Raw genomic sequence first — 25,874 nt, forward strand, 5'->3', positions numbered from 1 at the left:
ATGTCGTTTCTCGTTGTTTGAAAAGCGCTTATTTTTCTAAAGCCGCTTCGATTTGCGCAAGCGTAATTGGACCTTCCCGCAAGATTTTTGGTTTGTCTTGCGTACAATCAACAATGGTCGATGCTTGTAGTTCATGGCAAGTGCCATCGAGAATTCCATCTAATTCTTTTAACATGGCCATCGCTTCTTGTTTCGTTAAAGCTGCTGGTTCACCGGACACATTTGCAGAAGAGACCATTAAAGGTCGATCGAGACAATCCATCACTTTTAATAGCGTTGGTGCATTCGGAATGCGAATTGCGGCTGTGGATTTTCCATTAAAAAAATCACGATTCGCAAAGTCTGTTAGTTCTACGATTAATGTTAAAGGTCCCGGTAAAAACGCATCCGCAATTTTTTGCGCCATTGGGCTGAGTTTGACATAAGGCGCATACGTTTCTAAACGTGAAGCCATCATGGGAATCGGCTTTGTTTCGGGGCGATGCTTAATCATTTTCAAACGATTGAGCGCATCGAGATCTCCATAAATTGATCCGACTCCATAAACCGTATCGGTTGGAAAAGCAATGACTGCTCCTTGTTGGAAGTCTTCAGCCATTTCTTTGATTTGACTTTCTTGATATTCTTTCATTGTTAAACCTGATTTCTATTCCAAAGATAAATTTGATTTTCGTACAATGATATTATAAAGGAAATTTCAGATCTATTTGTCTACAGACAAGATCAAAATTTGAATTGTATCTCTATGTATTTTACAAAGTAGCCAAAAACACTTTGTTTCACGATAAGAAAGGAGCGATTTTGTGTTTCATGATACGATTGCGGCAATCGCCACTCCACTTGCTGCTGGAGCGATCTCGATCATTCGCTTATCTGGTGAAGATGCGATTTCGATTGCCAATTCTATTTTTTCAAAAGATTTATCGCAAGCTAAAAACTACACCCTCAATTACGGCTTTATCCTCGAGGAAGATCAACCCATCGATGAAGTTTTAGTCAGCGTCTTTAGAGCCCCTCATTCCTATACGATGGAAGACTGCGTTGAAATTAACTGTCATGGTGGACCACTTGTAACCCGTAAAGTCTTAGAACTTGTTTTAAGTCATGGAGCAAGACTAGCCAATCCAGGTGAATTTACCCAACGGGCCTTTTTAAATGGACGCATCGATCTTTCGCAAGCAGAAGCGGTCGAAGATATGATTGAAGCCTCCAGTGATACTGCCCGTATTCAAGCGATTCATTCCATTCGAGGCGAAATCAAAAACTTATTAGAACCGCTAATTGATGACTTAATGGATTTAATTGCGAATATCGAAGTCAATATTGACTACCCTGAGTATGAAGATGCCGTTCAACTTACTGCCTCTTTACTTTTACCGCATGCCGATTCCCTTTTAGAAAGAATGCGCGATTTACTCAAACGCTCGAAACAAGGGGTCATGATCCAAGATGGCATTTCCACCGTTATTGCGGGAAAACCAAATGTCGGGAAAAGTTCCTTGCTCAACGCTTTGCTCGATGAAGACAAAGCGATTGTCACGGAAATTGCGGGAACAACGCGCGATTTAGTTGAAGGACGCATTCATGTTGGACCATTTTTATTAAACTTAATTGATACAGCCGGAATTCGGGATGGAGCGGATCGGATCGAACAAATCGGGATTGAAAAAAGTCGCCAATCCATTGATAAAGCCGATCTTGTCTTATTAGTTCTCGATCGTTCTCGTCCTTTAGATCCACAAGACGAAGAATTATTAAGCTTAACGGAGAATAAAAAACGAATTATTCTTTTGAATAAAGACGATTTACCTGCCCAAATTGATTTAAGTGATCCACGCTTTGCCCAAGCGATTTCCATTAGCGCATTAAATAAAGAAGTCGATGCTCTATCCAATCATTTAGCCAACTTATTTGAAACCCCATCTTTTCAATGGACACCACGCTTATCCAATGAACGACAAATCGGTTTACTTGAACTTGCCCTTCAAGATTTAAAAAATGCCAAACAAGCGATGCTCGATGGCGTCGAAACTGACTTGATTGAAATTGATTTAGTTGCAAGCCATGACCATTTAAAAGAAATTTTAGGAGAAGTTCATCGCGAAGATTTATTAGATACTCTTTTCTCCAATTTCTGCTTAGGAAAATAACAAATTTATCCATCAACAATCGATTCTTCTTGATTTCAAGAAGGATCGATTGTTTCTATCTTTTTAAATGAACAAAAACCCTTTTAAGCCAATCTCGTTTTGTGATTTCGAGTCTGGTTAAAAGGGTTTTTGTTTTATTGTTTATTCAAATCATTTGTTTGCAAGTTAGATTAACGAACATAAACGAATGTTGAATTGTTTTTATCTTGTTTGTAGCAGTAGTTTTTAGGGAAGTTTTTACCATTCGCATTCATGAATGGATCGAAGATATATTCTTTGCCATCGATTGTAATTTCAACCCAACAATGTTCTGTTTGGCCAGATACTGTTTTAAGGGCCCCTTTAACTAACTTTGGCGCATATCCTAAATCAGTCGCTAATTGGGCAAATGTTCCGGCAATGACATAACAATCCCCTTTACGATTCGCAAAACCTTCCATTGCTAAATAATCGTTCACGGAAATATCTGTTGGTGGAGTTGGCCATTTTGGAGCTTGTTTTGTATCGGCAACGTTTTTAACAACCCAATCATAAACGCCTTCAAGACTCCGTCCCGCTTCATCATAGACTTTCATGTCGTTGAGTAATAACGCTTCAGCTGTTGTTAAATTGACTTTGTCCCCATTTCCATCAAATTGCATGCCATCCACTTCATGATTTTTCATGACTGTACCTTGTGGGCTTAAATAAACAATTCGTGGTCCACTTCCTGTTTGACGGCTTGTTAAAACTTGGTAGCCCGTTAAAGCTTCCCCTGTTTCACTGGAAAGATAATGTTTTTCACCATTGATTACTTGAGGATTTTTTAAGACTGTGCCATTTTCATCGAAGTAATAATACTTCCCTTCGATCTGTGCTTCACCTGTTGTGACATATCCTGTTGTTGGATCGAAATAGTATAGATCCCCATAAATTTCGTTCCATCCAATGAGCTGACTCATTGCATCATTGTCATAGAACTTCGTTCCATTTGCATCTTGTACTGCTGAGTAGTTTGCTAAAGAATAGAAGCCAATTCCTTCATCTTTCCAACCATAAGAAACAAGGGTTCTTCTTTCATTTGCAGTTGGAGAATAGTTATGGTTTGCGGAATATTGGTTTGGATTGTATTGACGATAAATTGGATGCGCATTGACATCATCTGTTTCCATAGACTTCCAGTTTGCACCTTCATATTTCCAACCAAATTTCACTAATGCATCACGTTCTTCAATAGAAGTGGTGTAGTGATGATCTCCTTCGTTTGGATTGTAAAGACGATAGACTTCAAGACCAACATTCACTGGGGCATACCAACCGACACCTTCATATTTCCAACCTAATTTTTCACAAGCATCACGTTCAACCGCATCACTTGTATATAAGTGTTCACCATTATGATGGTTATACAAACGGTATACAGGTGTGGATTCATATCGTTTTAAAATCGATTCCACTTCTTGTTTTTGGGTTTTATATGCTTGCTCATTTGGATATTGTTCAATTAATTTATCCAATTCAGCTAAGTTAGATTTCAGTTCATAGACTGTGCTTTTTTTAGGGACAAGCGGTTTTCCTGGTCCATTTTTATTTGCGTCATTGACTGTTTCAACTTCTTCAACCGTTTCGAAATCTTGGGCAAAGACTGCTTGTGAAACCACCGATAAACTCATCGATGCCGCCATCATTGCACTTAAAAGACGTTTAGAATTTTTATGCATCATGATCCTTAATCTTTAAATTCAATAATGATTTAAAGATTTTCCTTTCTGTTTTTGATTCGACTCGTTGCCACTTTATACAAAATACTCCTTCAAGAAGGATGGGGTTGTGAGTCAAATTTATCCTTTGTTGATTTGATTTTACCATTCTATTTCATTTATTTTGACCTCTTTTGCGTATTGATGCTAGATCCTTGAAAAAGCCAAAGAAAAAACAGGTCTTGATCAAAGACAAAACTTGGATCAAGACCTTTTGGAATTTAAATTGATTTTTATTTTCTTAATGGAATAAGAAGTTTAACCATGGCGTCATTTGCGCGAGAACTGGAGCCATAATTAAAGCAATAACGGACATCAATTTAATCAAGATATCCATAGCTGGACCCGCTGTATCTTTAAATGGGTCTCCGACTGTATCACCAGTGACAGCTGCTTTATGTGCTTCAGAACCTTTACCACCATGTTCGCCTGATTCGATATATTTTTTGGCATTATCCCATGCCCCACCAGCATTGGCCATAAATACCGCAAGCATGATCGCGGAAACAAGTCCACCTAATAACATGCCACCAAGACCTTCTGTACCTAAGAACAATCCTACTAAAATTGGGGAGAGTAAAGCAATCAGTCCGGGAACGATCATTTCGTGTAATGCCGCACGAGTAGAGATATCAACACATTCGATATAATTTGGTTTCGATGTACCCGCTAAAATACCAGGATCATTTTTAAACTGAGCACGTACGTTTTCAATCATTTTGTTTGCCGCACGACCAACAGAACGAATTGTTAATGCGGTGAAATAGAATGGCAACATTGCACCAAATAACAAGGCAACTAATACACCAGGTTCTAATAACGAAACGGTTTCTAACCCTGCAGCTTGCGCAAAAGCAACGATCATGGCAAGGGCAGTAAAAGCCGCAGAACCAATGCAGAAGCCTTTTCCAATTGCAGCTGTTGTATTTCCTACTGAGTCTAAGTGATCTGTAATTTTACGAACACCTGGGTCTAAATCGGACATTTCGGCAATACCACCAGCGTTGTCGGAAATTGGACCATAAGCGTCGACAGAAACGGTAATACCGCAAGTGGACAACATTCCGACAGCACCTAAACCGATACCATACATCCCTGTAAATAAGTAAGCTAATGTAATTCCTAAAACTAAAACAATAACCGTTAAAGCCGTCGATTCCATGCCCACGGAGAATCCGGAAATGATATTCGTCGCATGACCTGTTTCGGATTCGGAAGCAATTTCACGAACTTTTCGATAATCTTCAGACGTATAAATTTCTGCGATTTTTCCTAAAAGCATACCCACAATTAATCCTGTTGCCACTGAGAAGAATGGGCCTGTTGTTCCAAACAACCATAACGAAGCGGCCATAGCGGACAACAATTCAATAATTGTGGCAACATAAGTTGCAATATTTAATGCGCGTTGTGGGTTTTCCCATTTTCGCATGCGAACAAAACCTTGTGCTAAAACAGCGGCAATAATTCCGGCACCCGCAATGACGAATGGGAATAAAGTCGCTTGCATACCAAAGCTTTCCCCATTGATCACAACCGTTAATCCTAAAGCGATGCAAGAGACTAAAGATCCGACATAAGATTCATTTAAGTCAGACCCCATTCCGGCAATATCCCCGACGTTATCCCCAACGTTATCGGCAATCACCGCTGGGTTTCTTGGGTCGTCTTCCGGAATCCCTGCTTCTACTTTACCAACTAAATCGGCACCGACATCGGCTGCTTTCGTATAAATTCCACCACCGACACGAGCAAACAATGCGATCATGGAGCAGCCTAAAGAATAACCGGCTACAACAGGTACTGCTTCTTCAACAGAACCGTAAATATATGAAAATAATAAGAATAATCCCGTTAAACCAAATAATCCAAATCCCACAACACAAATTCCTAAAACGGAACCACCGTTAAAGGCAACATGTAATGCGGAAGGCATACCATTAGCACGAGCTGCTTCCGCTGTACGAACATTGGCTTTTGTTGCAGCTTTCATGCCTATAAAACCAGCTAAGCCAGAAAACAGTGCGCCGACTAAAAAGCAGACAGCACCACTCCAACCTACGCCATCAATTCCTTTTAAAGAAGGGACAAAGCCTAAGGCTGTTAGTAATATGGCAACGACAATCGCAAAAATGATGATAATTTTGTATTCGCGAGCTAAAAAGGCCATTGCACCTTCATGAATGAACTGGGAAATCTCAGTCATTCTCTCATTCCCTGAGCTTTCTTTTTTTACGGAGCCATAAAGTGTTGCTGCATAACAGAGTGCAAAAGCAGCAATAATCATGATGATAAATAAAACGGTCTCCATATTGAAAACAAACATAATTTTATTCCTTTCTCTTTCAATTTTCCTTTCAATGTCTCTTTCAAGATAACACTTATCACGCTGAATTTTGTTTATTTTTTAACAAGTCATCTCGAATGTAAGCGGTTTATCTTGTTTTTGTGCGTTTTATGACGCTAATTGAGCAAATTATGGAAAACCCTTACTTTTTCGTGATAAATGAATATTTCTTCTTGCTTTTTGTCTGTTTTACAAAAATTAAATCCCTTATTTTTCTCTTTAATTTCCTTATGATTTACCTGATTATGACCGACAAAACATGGTGCAAGAAATAGATGTTTTAAACGGGTTGTGCTATATTTTTCATTAGACATGGCGCGTTCGGCAAGCGGTTAAGCCACAGCCCTCTCAAGGCTGTATACACGGGTTCAAATCCCGTACGCGCTACCAGTTGCATATTTCGTCTTCATCGAAAAGATGAAGACTTTTTTTCGAAACAAAAAGAGCAGATCCTCGCCCGTCTAATTCATGACAGCGCTAGGATCTGCTCTTTTCATTACTTTTCGATTTTATTTTAGAAATTTATCTTGAATTTGTTTTTTCATGTTGGCATCAATGCCTAAAACTCGTTCAAGATAGTGATCGACATTTTGCCAATGGTCTTCAATTACCTTCATCGCCGTTTGATAATACTGTGGGCAAACGCATAAAAATGGATTCACACTTCCTTCTTGCTCGAAATGATCGACATGAAGTGCACTTTGAACAGCTTTACTATCCACATTTTCTTGTTTTTCAAGATATAAATTCGTCTGCATGTAATCATCAAAGATCATAGCTGGATCAACTCCAAGTAAAGACTCAATCAAAATTGCCCCTAAACCGGTTCTATCTTTTCCTTGTGTGCAATGGAACAACACTGCCCCTTTGCTTTCGAGTAGAATCTTGAAAAATACTTTCCATTGTTCGATAGAATGCGGATTGGTCAATGTTTCGGAATACACCATAGCCATTGCATCAATTGGATTTTTTGCGACAACTTCTTGAATTTCTTTCGCGTTTTGAATAGACGATAATTTTGATTCGTCAAACATGGGTAATTCGTGATACGTGCTGCCAGCAATGATTTGATCTGGCATCTCTTGTTTTTCCCAACTTGTTCTAAAATCGATCACGTCGCTTACCGGAATGGCTTGTAACGTTTCTAAATCTTCTTTTGTTGCTTTGCCTAAATGGCCACAACGAAGTAGACTTCCTTCTTTAATCACTCGGCCATCTTTTGTGGGAATTCCTTTTAAATCACGTAAATTGTGAATAGATTTTAAATCGAGAAAAACACTAACTTCTTTCATAATCTTTACTCTTTCTTTTCTTCTTGCATTGCCTCGTGCTGAAGTTGTTCGAATTGGTGACGAATCTTTTCTTCACTTTCTAACACATTTTCTTCCAACGTTGCCAAGGCATGGTGATTTTCTTTTGGTTTATTTAAATGATAAGAGACTTGCGGTAAAAAGCGTAATTCTAAATATTCCAAAATGAATATAGCCGACTTTGCTAATCCCAATTTGTCAGAAGCGATACATAAATCGTAATTCGTTGAATAGCCCCATTTATTTTCGCTATAGCTGTCGTGATAATTTTGGCGTTTCCAGTTATGTCGTTTCATCTTGGTCATTGCTTGTTCTACAGTTAATGACTCGTCTTCTTGCATCACGCGTTCTAATTTAAATGCATCATCTGCCGTGACAAACACTGAAACAACACAATCAAAATCGCGAAGCACTTCTTCAGCACAATGGCCAATAATAATAAAAGACTCCCCTGCACTTGCTAAGCGATGGATCATGCCAAACTCTTTAGCTGCCAAATCCGCTTCCATGAGGTTATCCTCCTCATGCTTTTCCCCATTGATTTTCGATCTTTTTTTACCAACACTCCATGATGTCCCATTGTCTTCATAATATAAATCTTGCACATCATCATGGTGGCTAACGCCCAGCTTTTGAAGAATATTTTTTTCAAACACTGGAATTTGTAACTGCACACCAAGTAGATCCGCAATTCGTCTTGCCCCACTGCCAAATTCGCGGTCCATCACAATAATCAATTGCTGTTCTTTATTGCTCATACTTTATCTCTCCAAGCCAAATGATCCTATCTATAGATTAACATGTCATAAAAAGACAATGAACAAAGAGCTTTTTGTACATCATCTCTAGTCGAAACCTAGCCTTGATTTTTCATTAAATGTTATTTTTCCTTTTTTTAGTCTTTCTAGTTTTCAAATCCCCTTAATTTGTCTGTTTTGCTTATTTTTAAACATTTAATTGCCGATTTTTACAAATACATTTTATATAGTTATCTTAAAATAATCTTAGGAGGTCATTATGCCTGAAAACTCATTAAAACATATTGTTGAATACCAAAAAGCAGGGAATCCAGTTGGAATTTACTCTGCATGCTCCTCTAACTCTTTCGTTATTGAAGCCGTACTTGAAGAAGCTCGTGATCATAATGAAGTATGCTTGATCGAATCCACTGCAAACCAAGTTGACCAAAACGGTGGATATTCTGGAATGACACCAGCTGATTTTAAAGCATTCGTTCTTGCTAAAGCAAAAGAAATCGGTTGTGATCCAGCTAAAATTTATTTAGGTGGAGACCACTTAGGTCCATTGACTGTTGCTCATCTTCCAGAAGCTGAAGCAATGGCTTATGCCCGCACATTAGTTCATGACTATGTTAAAGCTGGTTTCACAAAAATCCACATCGACACTAGTATGAAAGTTGCTGATGATGATCCAAACGAACGTTTAAGTGATGAAACAATCGCTAGACGTGGTGCTGAACTCGCTCGTGTTTGTGAAGATGCTTATCAAGAATTATTAAAAGAAGATCCAAATGCTGTTCGTCCAGTTTACATCGTTGGTTCTGAAGTCCCTATTCCAGGTGGAGCGACTGGAGACAATTCCGGTATGCAAGTTACACGTGTTGAAGACTTCAAAAACACAGTTGCTACTTTCGAAAAAGCATTTAAAGACCAAGGATTAGAAGAAACTTGGAAAGATGTTATCGCTGTTGTTGTTCAACCAGGTGTTGAAGAAAAAGATGCTGGATGCACTGAATATGATCGTGCTAAAGCAGCTGAATTAATGGCAAGCATTAAAGAATTCCCAAATATCGTCTTCGAAGGTCACTCCACTGACTATCAAACAAAATACAAATTACGCGAACTCGTTGAAGACGGTGTAGGCGTATTAAAAGTTGGTCCAGGATTAACTTATGGTGCTCGTGAAGCTCTTTTCTCTTTAGCATATATCGAAGAAAATATGTTCCACGGACGTGAAGATGAAACAAGCCACTTCATCGACGTTTTAGAAAAAGCAATGTTAGAAACACCAAAGAACTGGGCTAAACACTACCATGGTAACGAAAACGAATTATGGTTCAAACGTAAATTCTCATTCTCCGATCGTTCTCGTTACTACATGCCAAATCCAGAAGTAAAAGCTGCAATGGATAAAATGTTTGAAAACTTGCGCAAAGAAGGTATCAACCTTGCTGCATTATCTCAATTCATGCCAATGCAATATACAAAAGTACGTGAAGGTGTTCTTCAAAACGATCCAGCTGAATTAGTTAAAGATCGCGTGAAAAACACAATCGATGAATACCGCTTTGCGACTCATCAAAACGAACTTTAATCCTTATATATACACTCCTTTCTAATTTGACCCCGATCCCCCCTTTGCAGATCGGGGTCATTTCTTATTCCCGATACGAAATCTATATTTATTTCTTAGCGAATTTTCGCAAAATGAGAGCTTTTATGATTTTTTTGGTAACATAGACTCATGGAAAAATATTATGAAAAACGAATCCCCAATGGGTGGTTATTCTCTTTGCTCTTGTTAGCTTTAGCTGGTCTAGCTGCAGGAGTATTCCTCGACTTGCGTTTAGCATCTTGGATTTTTGATCCACAAGCGAATTGGGCTCAAATCTTTGCTGCTGTTTCTCCGGTTCCGGCTTTTTGGGGACTTGGTGCTGCTGGCTTTTTGACAATCGATATTTTCCGCAATGGCAAATATTGGATTTTAGGATGGCTCATTGGCTTTGTCTTCCTTGCCATCGGCCCCATCTACATGGCTGACTCGTTCATGGATGAGTTACGTTTTGGTTGGATTCTTGCTTGGATTTCTGGTTTATTGATCAGCACACTTCCTGCCTTACTTTATGCTTTCTTGATGCGTAAAGCGACAGTCGAAGACAAAATTAAATGTATTGTGATTTTACTGATCGTTTGTGTCGGCTCGATCCTTATCGTTCAAGTCACAAAACGAATTTGGTCTAGACCGCGCTACATTTTGATTCAACAGTATACGGATGTGCCATTTAGTCCTTGGTATAAACCCGCTCGTTCAATTGCTGAACAATTCCCAAATGTAATGAGTGCGAATTCAGATATGTTCCGCTCCTTCCCTTCTGGACATTCTCAATCCGTTGCTTGCCTATTTTTATGGGCTTTAATTCCAATCTTCACCAATAAAGGAAGCGTTCATCTTTCGATGATCATTGCTTCAATTTTATCCATCGCCACCATGGCCAGCCGTATGGTTTTAGGCGCTCACTTTTTAAGTGATGTTTGTGCTGGCTTTGCGATTACTTATCTTTTATTTGCGATTTGTTGTTGGGCATTCAAACTCACCCGCAAAAATCCAGATGAAGATGAGTATTATGATGATGAATATGAAGAAGATTTAGAATAAAACAAATCGATGAATACTAAAAAATCCTGGTCAAGAGCAATTACTCATAGCCAGGATTTTTCTTTTCTTATTGAATATTTTTATCTGTTTGAATCGTTCGCTTTTTATATTACCAAGCGACCGCAATATCGAGTTGTTGATGATTACTTAAAGCAAATGTTCCAGTATCACAAACAATCCCCATCCCCAGTGAAGTCATAATGAGTGATCCGCGAGGACGAGTTGGTAAGTGAGCGGCAACCATGACATAATCACCTAACATTTTCACACCATCTTCTCGTACCCAATATGGATCTTTATTGCCCATAGAGCGCATAATTTTAACTACTCCGCCCATTGGCAAGTTATAATATGTTTCTTTTCCTGATGGTCCATAATTGACGCCATTGACGCGGTTAAGCACTGAACCATCATATTCATAGCCAAGATCTGGAGTTTGTAAAACATTACTCAACTGATCTTTTATTTCTTCATTTCCTTCTTCTTCAAGAATTTCTTCGATCGTTGCAATTTCTCGAATAAAATCATCTTCTGATAATTGAACCCCTTTAACTTTTGCTAAAGCTGTATCATATCTTTCTTGTTGTTTTGCGCTTTTGTCTAAAACAGCAAGTACATCTGGTTTCATTTCATCAACGATATCCACACAAGCTTCTTCGATAAAAACTTGCTCATTTACTACTTCTATTTGAGCAGCTTGAACAGCCGGACAGTAAGATTCTGAATTGCCCATTGCGAAAATTGGTACGCTATTTAGCCCGATGCATCCAGCAAATGCGATTGCCATTATTCGTTTTTTCATTCTTTGTCATCCTTTCAGCTATTAAGCATTTCTGAACTTAATAATGAGGTTTCCTGAAATACTATATATAAAGCGTTTTTTGGAAATACCTGCATTAGAATAGCAAGATTCTAGAATATGCTCAAGTTTTCGGGCGTTTTCCAATCTTTTTCCATAGATAAAGCGTATTTACATATGAAAATGAAAGAAGTAAGCGCAAAATGCATGCGTTTCCATAAATGAAAATATTTCTAAAAAGTTTATTTTTTCATTAGATTTTTGAACAAAATGTGCTTTTAAGATATTTTTTTATCCCGATTAGACAATACATTTTGACCCTTTTCCTCAAAAAAAAAGATCGAAGATTTCTCTTCGATCTTTTAATTATTTGTAAAGAATTAGTGAATTAGACTACTGTTTTTCCATGTCTGCTTCTACAGCATCCATATCGAGCTGATAGAAAGCTTTTGCACCTGGGTATTGAGCAACAGAAACTGTTCCACGTTTGTTCAATTCGTCTTCGATACGAATTAAACGGTTGTATTTAGCGATACGGTCAGTTCTGGATAAAGAACCAGTTTTGATTTGTCCAGCGTTTGTACCAACAGCAATATCAGCGATAGTGGAATCTTCAGTTTCTCCGGAACGGTGGGAAACTACAGTTGTGTAGTTATGTTTCTGAGCTAATTCGATAGCATCGAATGTTTCAGTTAATGTACCGATTTGGTTAACTTTGATTAAGATTGCGTTAGCAATACCTTTTTCGATACCTTCTGCAAGGATTTTTGGGTTTGTAACGAATAAGTCGTCACCAACTAATTGGATACGTTTACCAAGAGCGTCTGTAAGTTTTTTCCAGCCGTCCCAGTCACGTTCACCAAGACCATCTTCGATAGAAATGATTGGATATTTTTCAACCCAGTTTTTGTACATTTCGATCATTTCTTCAGAAGTTTTGTTTCCGCCGCCAGATTTTTTGAGTTCGTATAAACCAGTTTCGTGGTTGTGGAATTCAGAAGCAGCAACGTCCATAGCGATCATGATGTCTTTACCTGGAACGTAACCAGCTTTTTTAGTAGCTTCAACAAGTAATTCTAATGGTTCTTCGTTTCCGTCTTTGCAGGAAGGAGCGAATCCACCTTCGTCACCAACGTTAGTGTTGTAACCTTTAGCTTTTAATACAGCTTTTAAGTTGTGGAATACTTCAGCAGACATACGTACAGCTTCTTTCACAGAAGTAGCACCTACTGGCATGATCATGTATTCCTGGAAGTCTACTGTGGAGTCAGCGTGGCTTCCACCGTTGATAACGTTGCACATTGGAACTGGCATAACGTGAGCGTTAGCACCACCAACATAGTTATAGAAAGGAATTCCATAGTAGTCAGCAGCAGCCCAAGCAGCAGCCATAGATACTGCTAAAGTAGCGTTTGCACCGAGGTTAGATTTGAAATCTGTACCATCAAGTTCAAGCATAGTTTTATCGATCAGAATTTGATCAGTTACATCCATACCGATAATAGCTGGAGCGATGATGTTATTTACATTGTCAACAGCTTTAGTTGTTCCTTTACCGAGGTAACGAGTTTTGTCTCCGTCACGAAGTTCAAGAGCTTCTCTTTCACCAGTAGAAGCACCACTTGGTACCATAGCGCGTCCAAAAGCACCAGATTCAGTTGTGATTTCGCATTCTACAGTTGGATTTCCACGAGAGTCAAGGACTTCACGTGCGTAAACATCTGTAATAATAGGCATGTCTATATCCTCCTTTGCCTTCTTTACTGAAAAATTATAACACATCAACAAGGTCTTTCGTTACTGTCATTCACGCAATTATATATTTTCAGCTAATTGTAAAAGGTAACTTACCTTACGAGATTTTATACCGTTTTTTAAGGGATGTTTGCTTCTTTTTGACTATAAGTGATTTCAAGCTAGATTCGTTTTCAAAACATCTCAAAGAACAGTCATCATTTTAATTTTTCTTTTTCTATAAATTCAATTTAAAAAACAATTTTTGATGGTATTTAATTTTCTCTCGGAAACTTGATACCAAAAACTTAAATCCAACAACACAAACGAACCGTTTTATTGAGTAAAAAGCAGATTTAACCCGAAAACACCATTATAATTTCTGACAAATCAATTCATTTTTTCAACTTTTATTATCCACAAATAAATGATTATATAATATGTTAAAATCTATAGTGCCAAAGATTATAACGGAGGAAACAGATGAATTTAGATAGTAGTAAGCCTTTATATTTACAAATAGAGGCTGATATAAAAAACAACATTCTATCCAAAAAATATAAACCAGGCGAAAAACTGCCTACAGAAAATGTACTGAGTGAGCAATATGAAGTAAGTAAAATTACAATACGAAAAGCTATACAAAAGTTATCTGATGAAGGTTTTGTTAAAAAAGTTCAAGGAAAAGGCACTTTTGTTACTTACCAAAAAGATAAACTACTTTTAAATAAAACTTCAGGATTCAAAGAAGTTTTATCAACGAAAGGGCATTCAGCAAAAAATGAAGTAATTCAAGCATCTTTTCTGAATGCAGATGAAAATATTTCTGATAAATTGTCGATTCCAATGGATACAAAAACAGTCTATTTAGAAAGACTTGTATGGGAAGATAATGAACCCATGGCACTTGATAAGATTTATTTTGAAAATGATAAATTTCCCGATTTTATCACAAAACTAGATGACAATCGTTCTTTCTATCAAATTTTAGAGGAATCATATGCGATCAAACCTAAAAACTCTGTCTTAGAAATCAACGGGATTAGTGCAAACAGTCATCAAGCAGATATATTGAAATGTAATATCGGAGATCCTTTATTTTATATCAATAAAATCAGCTATGACGAAAATAATAAACCGATCCACTACTCTATAACAACAATTCGTTGCGATCGAATCACTTATGTAGTCTTTAATAATGATACAACGACCACGAATGAAAAAATCAAATCCTAAAAACTTAAAAAGTCCACAACTAGAACATTGAATTTCTAATTGTGGACTTTTATCTAGAATGATTTTTACAAAATTCCAATAGCGCTTGTAATTAATCCAGTAACGATGATTCCGATCAACAGAACATTCGTATTTACTTTCTTTTGAATCAGTGTATAAATACCTAGAGTAAAAACTAGCGGTAATAATTTAGGGAAGATGGTATCCAACATTTCTTGTAAAACAAGTTGTGTACCCCCTGTTTGGAACTGTAATGGTGTAGTGATATTAACCATGCTTGCTACCATTCCACCAATAACTGCCAATCCCACAATAGAGGCAAAATGCATGACACGATCCATCAAGCCTTCTTGATAGAGTTTTGCTAAATACTTATTCCCTGAATTGTATCCTAAGAATGTCGCATAATACGCTGCAAGCAACGAAGGAATGGCAAATAAACCTACTGCTAAAATTGGCCCCAAAATACTTCCTTGTTGCGCGAAAGATAAACCAATACCGAACGTAATGATTCTCAATGTACCTTGGAAGAAACTATCCCCGATACCAGCAAACGGTCCCATAAGACTGGTTTTGATCATGGAAATAGATTCAGTTTGGAACTCACCCTCTTCAGAATTTGCATTTTGTTCTTCCATAGAAGCAGCCAATCCCATAATGAATGGAGTCATTTGAGGGGTACAGTTAAAGAATTCCATATGGCGCTGATAGGCTTCTTTTTTTCTTTTCTCATCGTTTTTATACAATTTATCGAGAACAGGAGCCATTCCGTACATAAAGCCCATATGCATTTGACGTTCATAGTTCCAGGAACACATGATCGTCAACGAATGTAAAAATACTCGACGCAAATCTTTTTTTGTTATTTGGTTATTTTTGTTTTCTTCCATAAGATTACGCCTCCTTTTTAGCATAGATCACTCGATCTAAGATAAATGCCAAAATACCTGAATACAACGTAATGGCGATCAGATCAAGTCCTGAATAAGCTACTAGCAGGAACCCTAAAAGAAAATATGGGAACATTTTCTTGGATAGCATTGAGCTCAATAGCATAGCAAACCCTAAAGCAGACAATAAATTTCCAGCTACAGTTAAGCCGTTTGTAATCACTTCTGGAATTTGTTCTACTAGACTTGCAACCAAATCAGCACCCAAATAAATCGTTAAGAAAATTGGGATAAAATAAACTAAAGCATTAAAGATAAATGACCACCACAAGTGAATATGGATAGCCTTTTTGTATTTTCCGTCTTCAATCGCGCGATCGGCGATGTGAGAAAATTGAGCAATAACCATTCTCATGATGATACTTAAGAATTCACCCGCAACCGCTACAGGAATCGCAATTGTAAGTGCTTCTTCAGTTGATGCACCAGATAAAATTGCAAATGCTGTTGCGATAATACTGCCAAATTGCATGTTAGGTGGACCCGCTGCCCCAATAGAAACAAATCCCATTGAAATCAATTCTAGCGAGGCGCCTAGTGTAATCCCTTTTGTTAGATCGCCTAACACTAACCCTGCTAAGGAACTGAGGATCAGAGGTCGACCAATATTCTGACGTCCGATTAATCTCGAATCGATTACGCCGATAACGCCAACTAATCCTAGTAATATAGCCTCAATTAGCATACTACTCATCCTTTCTTTTTAATCATTTATATCGTTTTATTATTTGCTGAAATCAACATTCTCTACTGGTGATGTTGGAACCATTTGAACATATATTTTTTTGCCTTCTGCAATGAGTTCTTGTGTTGCTTTTAATTCTTTTTCGTTTAAGAAAACTGCTTTTCCATATTGTTTTGAATCTGATTTTTTCGCCACGCCACCAAAATTAATTTCCGTTACATCTGGTAATTCTTTTGTTAGTCTTAGCGCTTCTTCAGGTCCTTTAACCAAAATCATAATGTTTTTGCTATTTTCTTCTTCAACTAATCGTTTCAATTGTGAAAATGGAATAATGCTTAATTCACAATCAACAGGTTTAGCGATATTCAAAGCCATAACGCTAATTGGATCGTTAGGAACTTTATCATCCGCAACGATGATATAGTCTACAGATAGCTGCTTAGTCCAAGAAAAAATCACTTGGCCATGCAATAAGCGGTGATCAACACGCACAAGTTTAATCATAATTTTCCTCCGTCTATAATAATTTGTTATAGAATACCAAACTATTTTTGGCATTATTGATTATACTGTCAATATTTAATTCATCCCACGAAGTCCCACTTTTCTTTGCAATCATTAATTCCAAGACAAATGGTAAATTTACTCCTGCCACCAATTTTCTTGATTCTGACATAAATGGAGCTGCCATGTTCGCTGGTGTACCTCCAGGTAAGTCGACTAGGATAACCATATTTCTGCTTTTATGTTTATCTTCAATGATTACATTAAGTTTCTCAGAGAATGTATCAAGAGGTTCTCCTTCTTCAAAAGAAACAGTTTCTAGGTCAGCTTCATCAATATCTAAAATCAGTTTTAGCGCACTAAAATATCCTTTTGATAACTCAGCATGTGTAACCATCAAAATATCAAAGTCATCTCTCATAAACATTCACCTATTTTACTCTTTCATCATTTGTTCAATAAACGGTATAGCATCATTCAAACTTGGAAGAACTTGCTTGGCCATTTTGATTTGTTCTTGATCAGGATCTATTAAATCCGGGATCAAAATGCAAGGAATATCCGCACGATAAGCTGCCGTTATTCCCACCTTTGAATCTTCAAAAACTAAAGCATCTTTATTGTTTGTTCCTGTCTTCTTCAAGACCTCTAGATAGATGTCGGGAGATGGTTTCTTGTTACAGATATCATCTCCACAACATATACAATCAAAATTGGAATATAAACCAACTCGCTTTAACCTCTCCTCTGTCAACAAACGAGAAGTTGAAGTTGCTACAGCCATACGGATCTTATTTTTCTTCAAAAACGAGAGAATTTCGTAAACGCCAGGCTTAACTCTGAGTTCTTTTCTAAGTCTTTCCAATCCAATTTCACGGGCTGTTTCAAGAAACTCTTCAGGTGTACAGTGCCCCTGTAGTTCTTGATGTAAAATTTGTCCAACTGATTCACCGCTATATCCAACCACTTTCTTAAAAAGTGATTTGCCGGCTATATCTGGTGAATATTCTTTTGCAACATCTATCCATACTTCTTGCCACACCCTTTCGGTGTCAAGTAGCAAACCATCTACATCAAAAATCACCAGACTCAGTGACATATTTCCCTCCTGCGATTAATAGCTCATTTGCCACATATAGCGGCGAACATCTAATGAATGACCTCTTTCGAATGCGATAGCTTCAACAAACAGACGAATTACAACACCGGAAAGAATTGCTGCGATGTATTGTTTTGCTTCAGGAGCAACACCATCTAACTGTAAATCGTTTTGATCTAAAACTAATAATTTATCAGTAAATTTAGTCGCAAAATCTTCAACACGCTGATCTAAGTGACGAGTATTTCCCATGCTCTTAACTAACATGAAAGGTACATCGTAATCTGTGATTTCGAATGGTCCGTGGAAATATTCCCCTGAATGGATGCATCCAGAATTAATCCATTGCATTTCCATAAACCAGCACATTGCTGTTGAATAAACTTCACCATAGTTGATACCGCTACCGATCGTATAAATGATAGGATCACGTTTTTGCGCTTTTGCCCAGTTTTTAGCGTCTTGCGCATATTGTTCCTTCGCAGCGTTGCTCAATTCTGTTAATTTTTCTAATTCTTTAAGACAAACATCCCATTTAGGATTTGGTGCTAATACATTTAGTAAGCTAAACAATAACCCATATAAGATTCCTTTGTTTTTATCAGAATCGCTAACATCTTTTCCCCAATCATAATGAACTGGATATTCAGCTGCTTCCCACAGTGGAGAACCTTCTAAGTTAGATAAACAAATTGTGACTGCTCCTTTTTCACGAGCTAATTTTGTTGCTTCAACAGTTTCAGGTGTATTTCCTGAATGTGAGCAAGAAATTACTACTGAATTTTCATTTAAGTTTTTTGGTGTATCATACACAAATTCATTAGCTGTATAAACATGAGATGGAATTGTGCTTTCTTTATCAAACAAATACTGCCCTGCCATAAGCACTGCTTGAGAACCACCACAAGCTACAAAATATACTTCATTAACCTCCTTTCTATTCGCAACTGCTTCAACCGCTTTTTTAATTTGATTTTCGTGTAAGTCTCTCATAAACCCTCCAAATTGATTATATATCATTATCTGTCCTTACATGATCATTATATATGATATGTTCTTTTTATTGCAAGCGTTTTCTATTCTTTTTTTTATCTTTTTTCGTTCGCAACAAAATGATTAGGATCTACCTTCACTGCATAGTTAAATCAAGCATTTTTTCTTTATTTAAAGCAATATTGGTCTTTTTGTAGGATCAACGGATTTGCTCCACCGCTTTCTCACCCCCAACCTCACGGACACGTTCACTGTTTTTCAGTCGCTATATTTCACCAAACTATAGCTCTATTTAGACCTTCCAACAGCTACTCCTTCCGATCAACGATTAATGATTTAGTATTTTAATCAGTCATTTTCATTTTTCAACATTTTATGTAAATAATTTCATTCGTTTTCTGTAAATAATTGTAATCACCCCTGATTCTTCGATATCATTCATTATTCCTACATAAAACAAAGCGTTTTCACACAAATCCAGTTGTACATTCTCTTCTCCTTGCAGTATTCCCTAAACTTTTGAGCATTCTATTTTTTCTAATTCGTCTACTGATAATCGAGTAAGGTCCATTTAAATCCCTCTCACATCACTCAGCATGCCAATCGGCACTGAGCAATTCGTATACATGTATCATGGAAAACCTCTGAAATAGTTGAAAAGATATCCTCCATGGATTGAAGACCTTCTCTGTTCAGATGTGTATTTTTTCCACGTCTGTAACTTTCTTTCACATGATTCCTAAACCGTCCTTCCTTACTTATCTTCAATGACCTCTAGGTTTGTCTCGTCTCACGGATTTGTCGGATTTACCGTGTAGGAATGCATTCAAGATTTTTACAGTAAAAGTAATACATTCAGCTCTTCGCTCCATTCCCATTACAGGAGTTTCTTCACTACCACAACCTTTGTTGACGTTCTGCCATTCGTCGTTACTGCGTAAAGGATCTTGCCGGGTAAGGTCATATATCTTTCATTCCATCTACCCGCCACATTTACCCCAGACGGTATCCGCAACTATTACGATTTGCGCTGCTTTGCACGCTCATCCCCAGTCTGTGGCCTGATGTGATTCGTGTTCCTCGGGCCGGAACTTCGCCGCCAGCTTCTTTCAGAGTCCCCGTTACCGGTGAACCCCTTGCCTTAAGCGAATGGTTTGCGGTTGCGATGATACGCTAACATAGTAGACTTGCACCACAAGATGTATGTCATGCCCGACAAACAGAAAAAAGCACTTCTCAGATTAACTCTAAGAAGTGCTCTTGTTATCATGCATATTTATCATCGATACGATGAATTCATTTTATTTTTTGTACAGTTTTGATTCGGCTGGAATCTTGTCATTAACCATTAAAAGGTTTAACCTTCATGTCCATTTTCTTCGTGAACTGTAAAGATCAATGTACCTTCAGAATTCAACACTCATCCTTTTTCTTGGACTTTTTGTAAAAAGCGTTGGCGAATTGCTTGGCTTTGAGATTTGTTTTCAACGCTTAAAACGATGCGGAATGCATGAATACCTTGTTGTTGCAATTGGTCGATTTGATCTATGCAATCGATTGCGTCTTCATCAAAGATCTGCATATTGCAATCCACATTGCCATACAAGTATGCAAGCTTTCCATCTTTGCCTTTTAAACTATATTGATGTTGACGACATAAAGCGCAATGTTTACGTTGCCCATCTTTTAATGCCGTATTGACTGGACAATGCTTCATCACCATCAATCGTGGCTTTTCATAGACTGTATAAATCACTGGGGCATTAAATCCATAACGTGATTTAAATGCCGCTAAAAGATCCGCTCTTCCCGATTTAGACAATTCCCCTGAAAGTACGGCGCCCTGATATCCGAGCTCTAAAAGTGCTGCTAAGGCATAGGAGTTTGTGATATTCATATTTTCAACGATTTGACCTTCACCTAAGTGATCGCAATACAATCCTTGATCGTGGATTAAAGACGCTTTATGCGTAGAATTTTCAAGAGGAAATTCACTGACTTGTAACAATCCATCGGTAATTGCTTGTTCTTGTTTGGTGATTTCAACAAAACTTGCTGGTTGCGCACATGGATTTAATGTGAAGTCATAATCGAACTCTTGTATATCTTGTTTTTGAGATCGTTTTTGATCCAATTGTTCCAAAGCAAGGCGACGCAGTTCGTTGACCATTTTATTTGGAATAAACGGATTGTCGCCAAGTTGAATTTCAATATGACGAACACTTGCCCAAGAGTTTCCAGTTTTCGATAAGGCGTGTTCAATTTGTTCTGGTGAGGTTGGTGCTGTTTTGGCTTGTTGCAGTTCCCCTTGTTCGACTTCTACTGTATGCATGCCATCCGTTGCGACAAGGCGTAAAGGTTGGCCAATTTGAGTTGCTTCAAAATAGAAGTCGACATTTGCTTGCGGTTTATTCTTTTTAATCGCATTTTCGACTTCTTTTGTCATTTCAAAGCTCGATGTCCGTCGAACAATCGCACCTTTGTTGACGCGTTGATTGATTTTAATATCGACAATTTGTCCCGCTTTCGCTTTATTGATGAGTTTTCCTTTTGCATCATAAATAAAGTTTGCGACACCACCGGCTTCATATTGTCCAGAAACAAAGCGTAAGCCATCATTTTGACAAAGATCAGCACTCAATTTTACCCGGACCCGGTCATTTTTTTGGAATAACACTTCACCAATCTCTACACCTTGGTGATTAGACGTTTTGGGGTTCATTAAGCTTAACCCCGTTTGTTCAAATGTATGTCCGAGTGTATAGCCTCGGTTAAAGGCCGTTTTGAGTTGATTTAATTGTTCTGCAGTCAGCGGATGCCCGGCAATTGCCATTTTTGCGGCATGAACACTTTGATAGACATATTCTGGAGATTTCATTCGTCCTTCAATTTTAAACGAATATACTCCTGCTTGATGCATGCGTTCGATTTTGTTGATTAAAGACAAGTCGCGTGGTGAAAGTAAATAACGCCCTTGAGTTGCAACAGGTTTACCATCTTCTAAAAGCGTATATTCCATACGACAAGGTTGAGCACAAGCCCCTTTATTTCCCGAACGATCATAGCGCACTTGGGAAAAACGACATTGTCCCGAATATGAAATGCATAAGGCTCCATGGACAAATGCTTCGAGTTCCATCCCCGTTTTGGCACATGCTTCAATTTGTTCAATCGTTGCTTCTCTGGCCAAAACGACACGCTTAATTCCTAATTTTCTTAATTGTTCAATTTGATAAGGCGTAGTCACCGACAGTTGGGTAGAGGCATGTAATTCCAGTTGAGGAAGACGATGATGCAATAAATGGATCAAACCTAAATCTTGAACGATGAGTGCATCTACACCCATTTCATGAAGTGCTTTAGCAAAGGAATAAGCTTGTTCCATTTGATCTTCTTCAATCAACGTATTCATCGTGATATAGATCTTTTTGGACACTTGATGAGCTTGTTCGATAACCTCTTTGGCTTGTTCTAATGTAAAGTTTTGGGCAAAGGCACGAGCGCCAAATAAAGGAAGGCCAAAATAAACGGCATCAGCTCCTGCCGCAAAAGCTGCTTTCAATGATTCCATATTTCCCGCTGGCGCTAATATTTCAACATTCATTGTCATGTTCCTTTCTGCTCTTTCAAGCTCATATATTGATCAATTTTTTGAACTTTCTTGTTTTGATCTGATTCAATTGGATCATTCAGTTCAGAAAAAAACAAGCAGTATTAATCTGCCTGTTCACTTTTTTCTTTATAGTATTTTTCAATCGCATCAAATGTTTCTTGGCTAATAACATGTTCGATTCGACAAGCATCATTTTCTGCGGTTGTTTGGTCTACACCGATCGACATTAACATCTCCGTAAAGAAAACATGTCGTGCATATGTTCTTTCTGCGACCTCTTTGCCTTTTGGGGTTAACACCAAAAATTTCTTTTGTGTCACTTCCAATAAGCCTTCATCTGATAATAGCTTAACAGCATGAGACACTGAAGGTTTAGAAAAACCAAGATGACTCGCAACATCTACGCTACGCACATTTGGCAGCTTCGATGAAAGAACAAGTACAGATTCTAAATAGTCTTCTACGGACTCGGTGAGTTTAGAGTCTTTTTTCATTGGTTGCATGCTTCCAGTTTAGTTAACACTAACTTTTTAGTCAATCTAGATGCTACTTCTCAAGTTGTTTTACATCAAATTCACTTAAAACTCGCAAAAAGAAGAGTCCTGTCTTCTGTCATTCTGATTATATCTGTTACTTTATTTTTCTTATTCCTCATCAAATTTGCGATGCATAAAATGAATATGGATCATTTCGATCTCTTTTTTGTTTGAATCGTTTCCTTTTCCATTTTCAAATCTATCGATCTTAGCTAAACTTTTGTCTAGAAACAGGTGAACAATATGTTAGTGACTACACTCGGTTATTTATCCAAAGACAATCAAATTTTGATGTTACATCGCACAAGTAAACAAAATGATATCAATCACGATAAATGGATTGGAATTGGTGGCAAGTTAGAAGATGGCGAAAGCGTATTAGGTTGCATCCAACGGGAATGCAAAGAAGAAACGGGGCTGACATGGACCAATCCAACGCTTAAAGCTGTGATCACATTTAACTTTCGCAAACATCCTGAAGATCCGCTCTTTAGCGAATTGATGTTTTTGTATTGTGGTGGCCAATGGCATGGTGAAATGAAAGATTGTGATGAAGGCGAATTAGTTTGGATTGATCAAGATCAAATTTCTTCCTTAAACCTTTGGCAAGGAGATCGCATCTTTATGTACTACATGAATCAAGATCTGCCTTTGTTTTATATGGAACTCAATTACTTAGGTGATACTTTAATTTCCGCAACGTTCAATGAACAACCCGTTGATTTGCATGATTCACGATGGTCGAATTAAACGTTAGACCACCTTAAATTTTTAGCTTTTTATTCAAAAAGAAAACCGGAATTTGATTGGATAGAGATCCGTCAAATTCCGGTTATTTTTCTATTGCTTATTGAACTGGTTTTAATTCAATGATTTTTTCCCATGGTAATTCTGGGTCACCAAAATGGCCATAGTTTGTAGTACGTGCGTAAATTGGACGTCTTAAATCTAATTCATCTAAGATGTTTCCGACTTCGAAATTGAAGTTGTGTTTTACGACTTCTAAGATTTCTTCATCGCTGATTTTTCCTGTTCCAAATGTATCTACGCAAATGGAGATTGGTTGAGCACGACCAATCGCATAAGAAACTTCAACTTCTGCTTTATCGCAATAATGATTCGCAACTAAGTTTTTAGCTACCCAGCGAGAATAATATGCGGCAGAGCGGTCTACTTTCGTTGGGTCTTTGGAAGAGAAGCATCCGCCACCAATGCGGCCCATTCCTCCATAAGTATCGCAAACGATTTTACGACCTGTTGTTCCAGAGTCCCCGAAAGATCCACCGACTACGAAAGATCCACTTGGGTTAATGAAGTATTTTGTATTTTCATCTAATAATTCAGCTGGAATGACTGGATCGATGACTTCTTCTTTGATCAATTTTTTCAATTCTTCTTGCGTAATGTCTTTGGAATGTTGAGAAGATACAACGATTGTGTCGATACGAACTGGTTTATCATCTTTATATTCAACGGAAACTTGTGTTTTTCCATCTGGTTTTAAAAGATTTGGATGTTCTCTTCTCACTTTTGTTAACTGACGGCTTAATGTGTGTGCATAGAAGATTGGTGCTGGTAAATATTCAGGTGTTTCATTGGATGCATATCCAAACATAATTCCTTGGTCTCCAGCAGTAACAATGCGTTTTCCGTTTTCGTCACGGTTTACAGCATTGTGGATTTCTGGAGACTGTTGGTTTACGACAACAGTCACGTGATATTCTTCAGGATATCCGATTTTCTTTAATACGTCTTTTGCGATCTGTGCATAATCGATTTCTGCTTTCGTATTTGCTTCTCCATAAACCAAAATAAAATCATCTTTGATTGTCGCTTCAACAGCCATATTGGAATATGGATCTTGACTAATAGCGGCATCAACAATTGTGTCTGCAATTTGGTCACAGATTTTATCTGGATGACCTTCTGTTACAGATTCACTAGTAAAAATGTAGTTTTTCATCTTTTCTCCTTGTGTCTGGACGATAATAAAAAAAGCATACCGAAGTATGCTGGAATCTCATTCAAGCGACTTCGTATCGTCCGCGGCTGGACCACCTTTCTAAACTGAATGTTTTAGAGGTTGGTGCAGGGTCATTGAGCCGAGTCTCTCGCCTGCTCTTGATATCTATTCGTGATTATAAATCAAAAGTCCTGAAATACAATACACAAAACACAACTTTTATGCAACCCTTCTTGAATTGATATAGGATTGATTTTTGTTAGAAAAAATCATTCTTTTTTCATTTAAATGAACAAGAACGATCTATTTCCATTGTTTCCAAAAGTTTTCAAAAACACTTAGTATATCGCAAATCTTTATCTTCTTTATTCTTCTTGCCAACCGGCATAATACACACAAGAGTCTTCAATATAAACAGGCAGGTTAACTGGTACTTTAGCTTCTTCATCCATATACCATCCCGTAAAAAAGTAGCCTTCGCGAGTTGGCGCTTGGGGTAAAACGAGTTCTTCTTGATATTGATAAACTTGCGATTGAACATCACTTCCCCCACGTGAATTATAGCTTACTGTATATCCGCCATTTCTTGATCCCAAAAACATCAGTGCAGCAATTAAGGCAATTCCAAGTACGATCACAATAGATAGTGATCGCACTGAAATATTGAGACCTTTATACAGACCGCCATCGTTTTTTGGCTGATCGGTTTGTTCATTTTGCGGGTTTGGTTTGTTTTCAAAATCCGTCATACATCTTACTTCCTTTTTTAATATTCATTTTACTCCAAAATAGAAATCCTTTTCGTTAATTGCTTTTGGTT

Annotated in this window: 22 protein-coding genes, 1 tRNA gene and 1 riboswitch; of the genes, 6 read left to right on the forward strand and 17 right to left on the reverse strand. The window is 37.7% G+C overall.

From position 1 onward, the window contains the following. Nucleotides 1-28: 28 nt before the first annotated feature. Nucleotides 29-631 carry an L-threonylcarbamoyladenylate synthase gene (locus ALLST_RS0107165; RefSeq protein WP_019893452.1) on the reverse strand — a complete coding sequence of 201 codons (603 nt, stop codon included), beginning with the start codon at nucleotides 629-631 and terminating at the stop codon, nucleotides 29-31. Nucleotides 632-803: 172 nt separating this feature from the next. Here ALLST_RS0107165 and mnmE point away from each other — a divergent pair, with 172 nt between their 5' ends. Beyond that, complete coding sequence (gene mnmE, locus ALLST_RS0107170) at nucleotides 804-2,150, forward strand: tRNA uridine-5-carboxymethylaminomethyl(34) synthesis GTPase MnmE (RefSeq protein ID WP_019893453.1); 1,347 nt, start codon at nucleotides 804-806, stop codon at nucleotides 2,148-2,150. 170 nt (nucleotides 2,151-2,320) lie between these two features. Here mnmE and ALLST_RS11350 read toward each other — a convergent pair whose 3' ends face one another. Together ALLST_RS11350 and ALLST_RS0107185 are read right to left on the reverse strand one after the other, a co-directional pair. Continuing rightward, nucleotides 2,321-3,853, reverse strand: a complete 1,533-nt coding sequence (locus tag ALLST_RS11350) for a transglutaminase domain-containing protein (protein WP_083922027.1) — start codon at nucleotides 3,851-3,853, stop codon at nucleotides 2,321-2,323. A gap of 277 nt (nucleotides 3,854-4,130) precedes the next feature. Next, on the reverse strand, nucleotides 4,131-6,215 hold the full coding sequence (locus ALLST_RS0107185) for a sodium-translocating pyrophosphatase (protein ID WP_019893456.1): 2,085 nt from the start codon (nucleotides 6,213-6,215) through the stop codon (nucleotides 4,131-4,133). 335 nt (nucleotides 6,216-6,550) lie between these two features. Here ALLST_RS0107185 and ALLST_RS0107195 point away from each other — a divergent pair. After that, nucleotides 6,551-6,626, forward strand: a tRNA-Glu gene (locus tag ALLST_RS0107195). Nucleotides 6,627-6,745: 119 nt separating this feature from the next. Here the strand turns inward: ALLST_RS0107195 and ALLST_RS10450 are convergent. Further along, nucleotides 6,746-7,528, reverse strand: coding sequence for a tyrosine-protein phosphatase (locus ALLST_RS10450; RefSeq protein WP_019893458.1), 783 nt, complete (start codon nucleotides 7,526-7,528; stop codon nucleotides 6,746-6,748). Between the two features lie 5 nt (nucleotides 7,529-7,533). Further along, on the reverse strand, nucleotides 7,534-8,304 hold the full coding sequence (locus ALLST_RS0107205; RefSeq protein ID WP_019893459.1) for a cytidylate kinase-like family protein: 771 nt from the start codon (nucleotides 8,302-8,304) through the stop codon (nucleotides 7,534-7,536). A 259-nt stretch (nucleotides 8,305-8,563) separates the two neighbouring features. On the opposite strand from ALLST_RS0107205, the gene ALLST_RS0107210 reads away from it, so the two are divergent. Then, entirely contained in the window at nucleotides 8,564-9,880 is a 1,317-nt protein-coding gene (locus ALLST_RS0107210) for a class II D-tagatose-bisphosphate aldolase, non-catalytic subunit (RefSeq protein WP_019893460.1), read from the forward strand. A 150-nt stretch (nucleotides 9,881-10,030) separates the two neighbouring features. Then, the gene (locus ALLST_RS10455; protein ID WP_019893461.1) at nucleotides 10,031-10,942 is read left to right on the forward strand and encodes a phosphatase PAP2 family protein; all 912 of its coding nucleotides are present in this window, start codon (nucleotides 10,031-10,033) and stop codon (nucleotides 10,940-10,942) included. Nucleotides 10,943-11,051: 109 nt separating this feature from the next. Here ALLST_RS10455 and ALLST_RS0107220 read toward each other — a convergent pair whose 3' ends face one another. Both ALLST_RS0107220 and eno read right to left on the reverse strand, forming a co-directional pair. Further along, nucleotides 11,052-11,744 carry a hypothetical protein gene (locus ALLST_RS0107220; RefSeq protein ID WP_019893462.1) on the reverse strand — a complete coding sequence of 231 codons (693 nt, stop codon included), beginning with the start codon at nucleotides 11,742-11,744 and terminating at the stop codon, nucleotides 11,052-11,054. Between the two features lie 390 nt (nucleotides 11,745-12,134). Then, nucleotides 12,135-13,478, reverse strand: a complete 1,344-nt coding sequence (eno, locus tag ALLST_RS0107225; protein ID WP_019893463.1) for a phosphopyruvate hydratase — start codon at nucleotides 13,476-13,478, stop codon at nucleotides 12,135-12,137. A gap of 480 nt (nucleotides 13,479-13,958) precedes the next feature. On the opposite strand from eno, the gene ALLST_RS0107230 reads away from it, so the two are divergent. Continuing rightward, nucleotides 13,959-14,711, forward strand: a complete 753-nt coding sequence (locus ALLST_RS0107230) for a GntR family transcriptional regulator (RefSeq protein WP_019893464.1) — start codon at nucleotides 13,959-13,961, stop codon at nucleotides 14,709-14,711. Nucleotides 14,712-14,776: 65 nt separating this feature from the next. Here ALLST_RS0107230 and ALLST_RS0107235 read toward each other — a convergent pair whose 3' ends face one another. The 8 genes from ALLST_RS0107235 to ALLST_RS0107275 form a co-directional block, all read right to left on the reverse strand. Further along, nucleotides 14,777-15,601 carry a PTS system mannose/fructose/sorbose family transporter subunit IID gene (locus tag ALLST_RS0107235; protein WP_019893465.1) on the reverse strand — a complete coding sequence of 275 codons (825 nt, stop codon included), beginning with the start codon at nucleotides 15,599-15,601 and terminating at the stop codon, nucleotides 14,777-14,779. A gap of 4 nt (nucleotides 15,602-15,605) precedes the next feature. Next, nucleotides 15,606-16,355 (reverse strand): PTS mannose/fructose/sorbose/N-acetylgalactosamine transporter subunit IIC, encoded by a 750-nt coding sequence (locus ALLST_RS0107240; RefSeq protein WP_245553767.1) that lies wholly within the window; start codon nucleotides 16,353-16,355, stop codon nucleotides 15,606-15,608. A 30-nt stretch (nucleotides 16,356-16,385) separates the two neighbouring features. Further along, complete coding sequence (locus tag ALLST_RS0107245; protein WP_019893467.1) at nucleotides 16,386-16,850, reverse strand: PTS sugar transporter subunit IIB; 465 nt, start codon at nucleotides 16,848-16,850, stop codon at nucleotides 16,386-16,388. A gap of 13 nt (nucleotides 16,851-16,863) precedes the next feature. Further along, a complete protein-coding gene (locus ALLST_RS0107250; protein WP_019893468.1) occupies nucleotides 16,864-17,271 on the reverse strand; it encodes a PTS sugar transporter subunit IIA in 408 nt (135 codons plus the stop codon). A gap of 15 nt (nucleotides 17,272-17,286) precedes the next feature. Continuing rightward, complete coding sequence (locus ALLST_RS0107255) at nucleotides 17,287-17,949, reverse strand: HAD family hydrolase (RefSeq protein ID WP_019893469.1); 663 nt, start codon at nucleotides 17,947-17,949, stop codon at nucleotides 17,287-17,289. A 15-nt stretch (nucleotides 17,950-17,964) separates the two neighbouring features. After that, on the reverse strand, nucleotides 17,965-18,942 hold the full coding sequence (locus tag ALLST_RS0107260) for an SIS domain-containing protein (RefSeq protein WP_019893470.1): 978 nt from the start codon (nucleotides 18,940-18,942) through the stop codon (nucleotides 17,965-17,967). A gap of 1,420 nt (nucleotides 18,943-20,362) precedes the next feature. After that, a complete protein-coding gene (locus ALLST_RS10460; protein ID WP_169336058.1) occupies nucleotides 20,363-22,546 on the reverse strand; it encodes a peptidase U32 family protein in 2,184 nt (727 codons plus the stop codon). A 110-nt stretch (nucleotides 22,547-22,656) separates the two neighbouring features. Beyond that, entirely contained in the window at nucleotides 22,657-23,049 is a 393-nt protein-coding gene (locus ALLST_RS0107275) for a metal-dependent transcriptional regulator (RefSeq protein ID WP_019893473.1), read from the reverse strand. Nucleotides 23,050-23,334: 285 nt separating this feature from the next. Between ALLST_RS0107275 and ALLST_RS0107280 the strand changes: the two genes are divergently transcribed. Continuing rightward, nucleotides 23,335-23,841 carry an NUDIX hydrolase gene (locus ALLST_RS0107280; RefSeq protein ID WP_019893474.1) on the forward strand — a complete coding sequence of 169 codons (507 nt, stop codon included), beginning with the start codon at nucleotides 23,335-23,337 and terminating at the stop codon, nucleotides 23,839-23,841. A 97-nt stretch (nucleotides 23,842-23,938) separates the two neighbouring features. Here ALLST_RS0107280 and metK read toward each other — a convergent pair whose 3' ends face one another. Next, nucleotides 23,939-25,054 (reverse strand): methionine adenosyltransferase, encoded by a 1,116-nt coding sequence (gene metK / locus ALLST_RS0107285; protein WP_019893475.1) that lies wholly within the window; start codon nucleotides 25,052-25,054, stop codon nucleotides 23,939-23,941. A 70-nt stretch (nucleotides 25,055-25,124) separates the two neighbouring features. Further along, nucleotides 25,125-25,222: riboswitch (SAM riboswitch) on the reverse strand. A 197-nt stretch (nucleotides 25,223-25,419) separates the two neighbouring features. After that, nucleotides 25,420-25,803, reverse strand: a complete 384-nt coding sequence (locus tag ALLST_RS0107290; protein ID WP_019893476.1) for an InlB B-repeat-containing protein — start codon at nucleotides 25,801-25,803, stop codon at nucleotides 25,420-25,422. Between the last annotated feature and the right edge of the window lie 71 nt (nucleotides 25,804-25,874).

Source organism: Allobaculum stercoricanis DSM 13633 (assembly GCF_000384195.1).
GTDB lineage: Bacteria > Bacillota_I > Bacilli_A > Erysipelotrichales > Erysipelotrichaceae > Allobaculum > Allobaculum stercoricanis.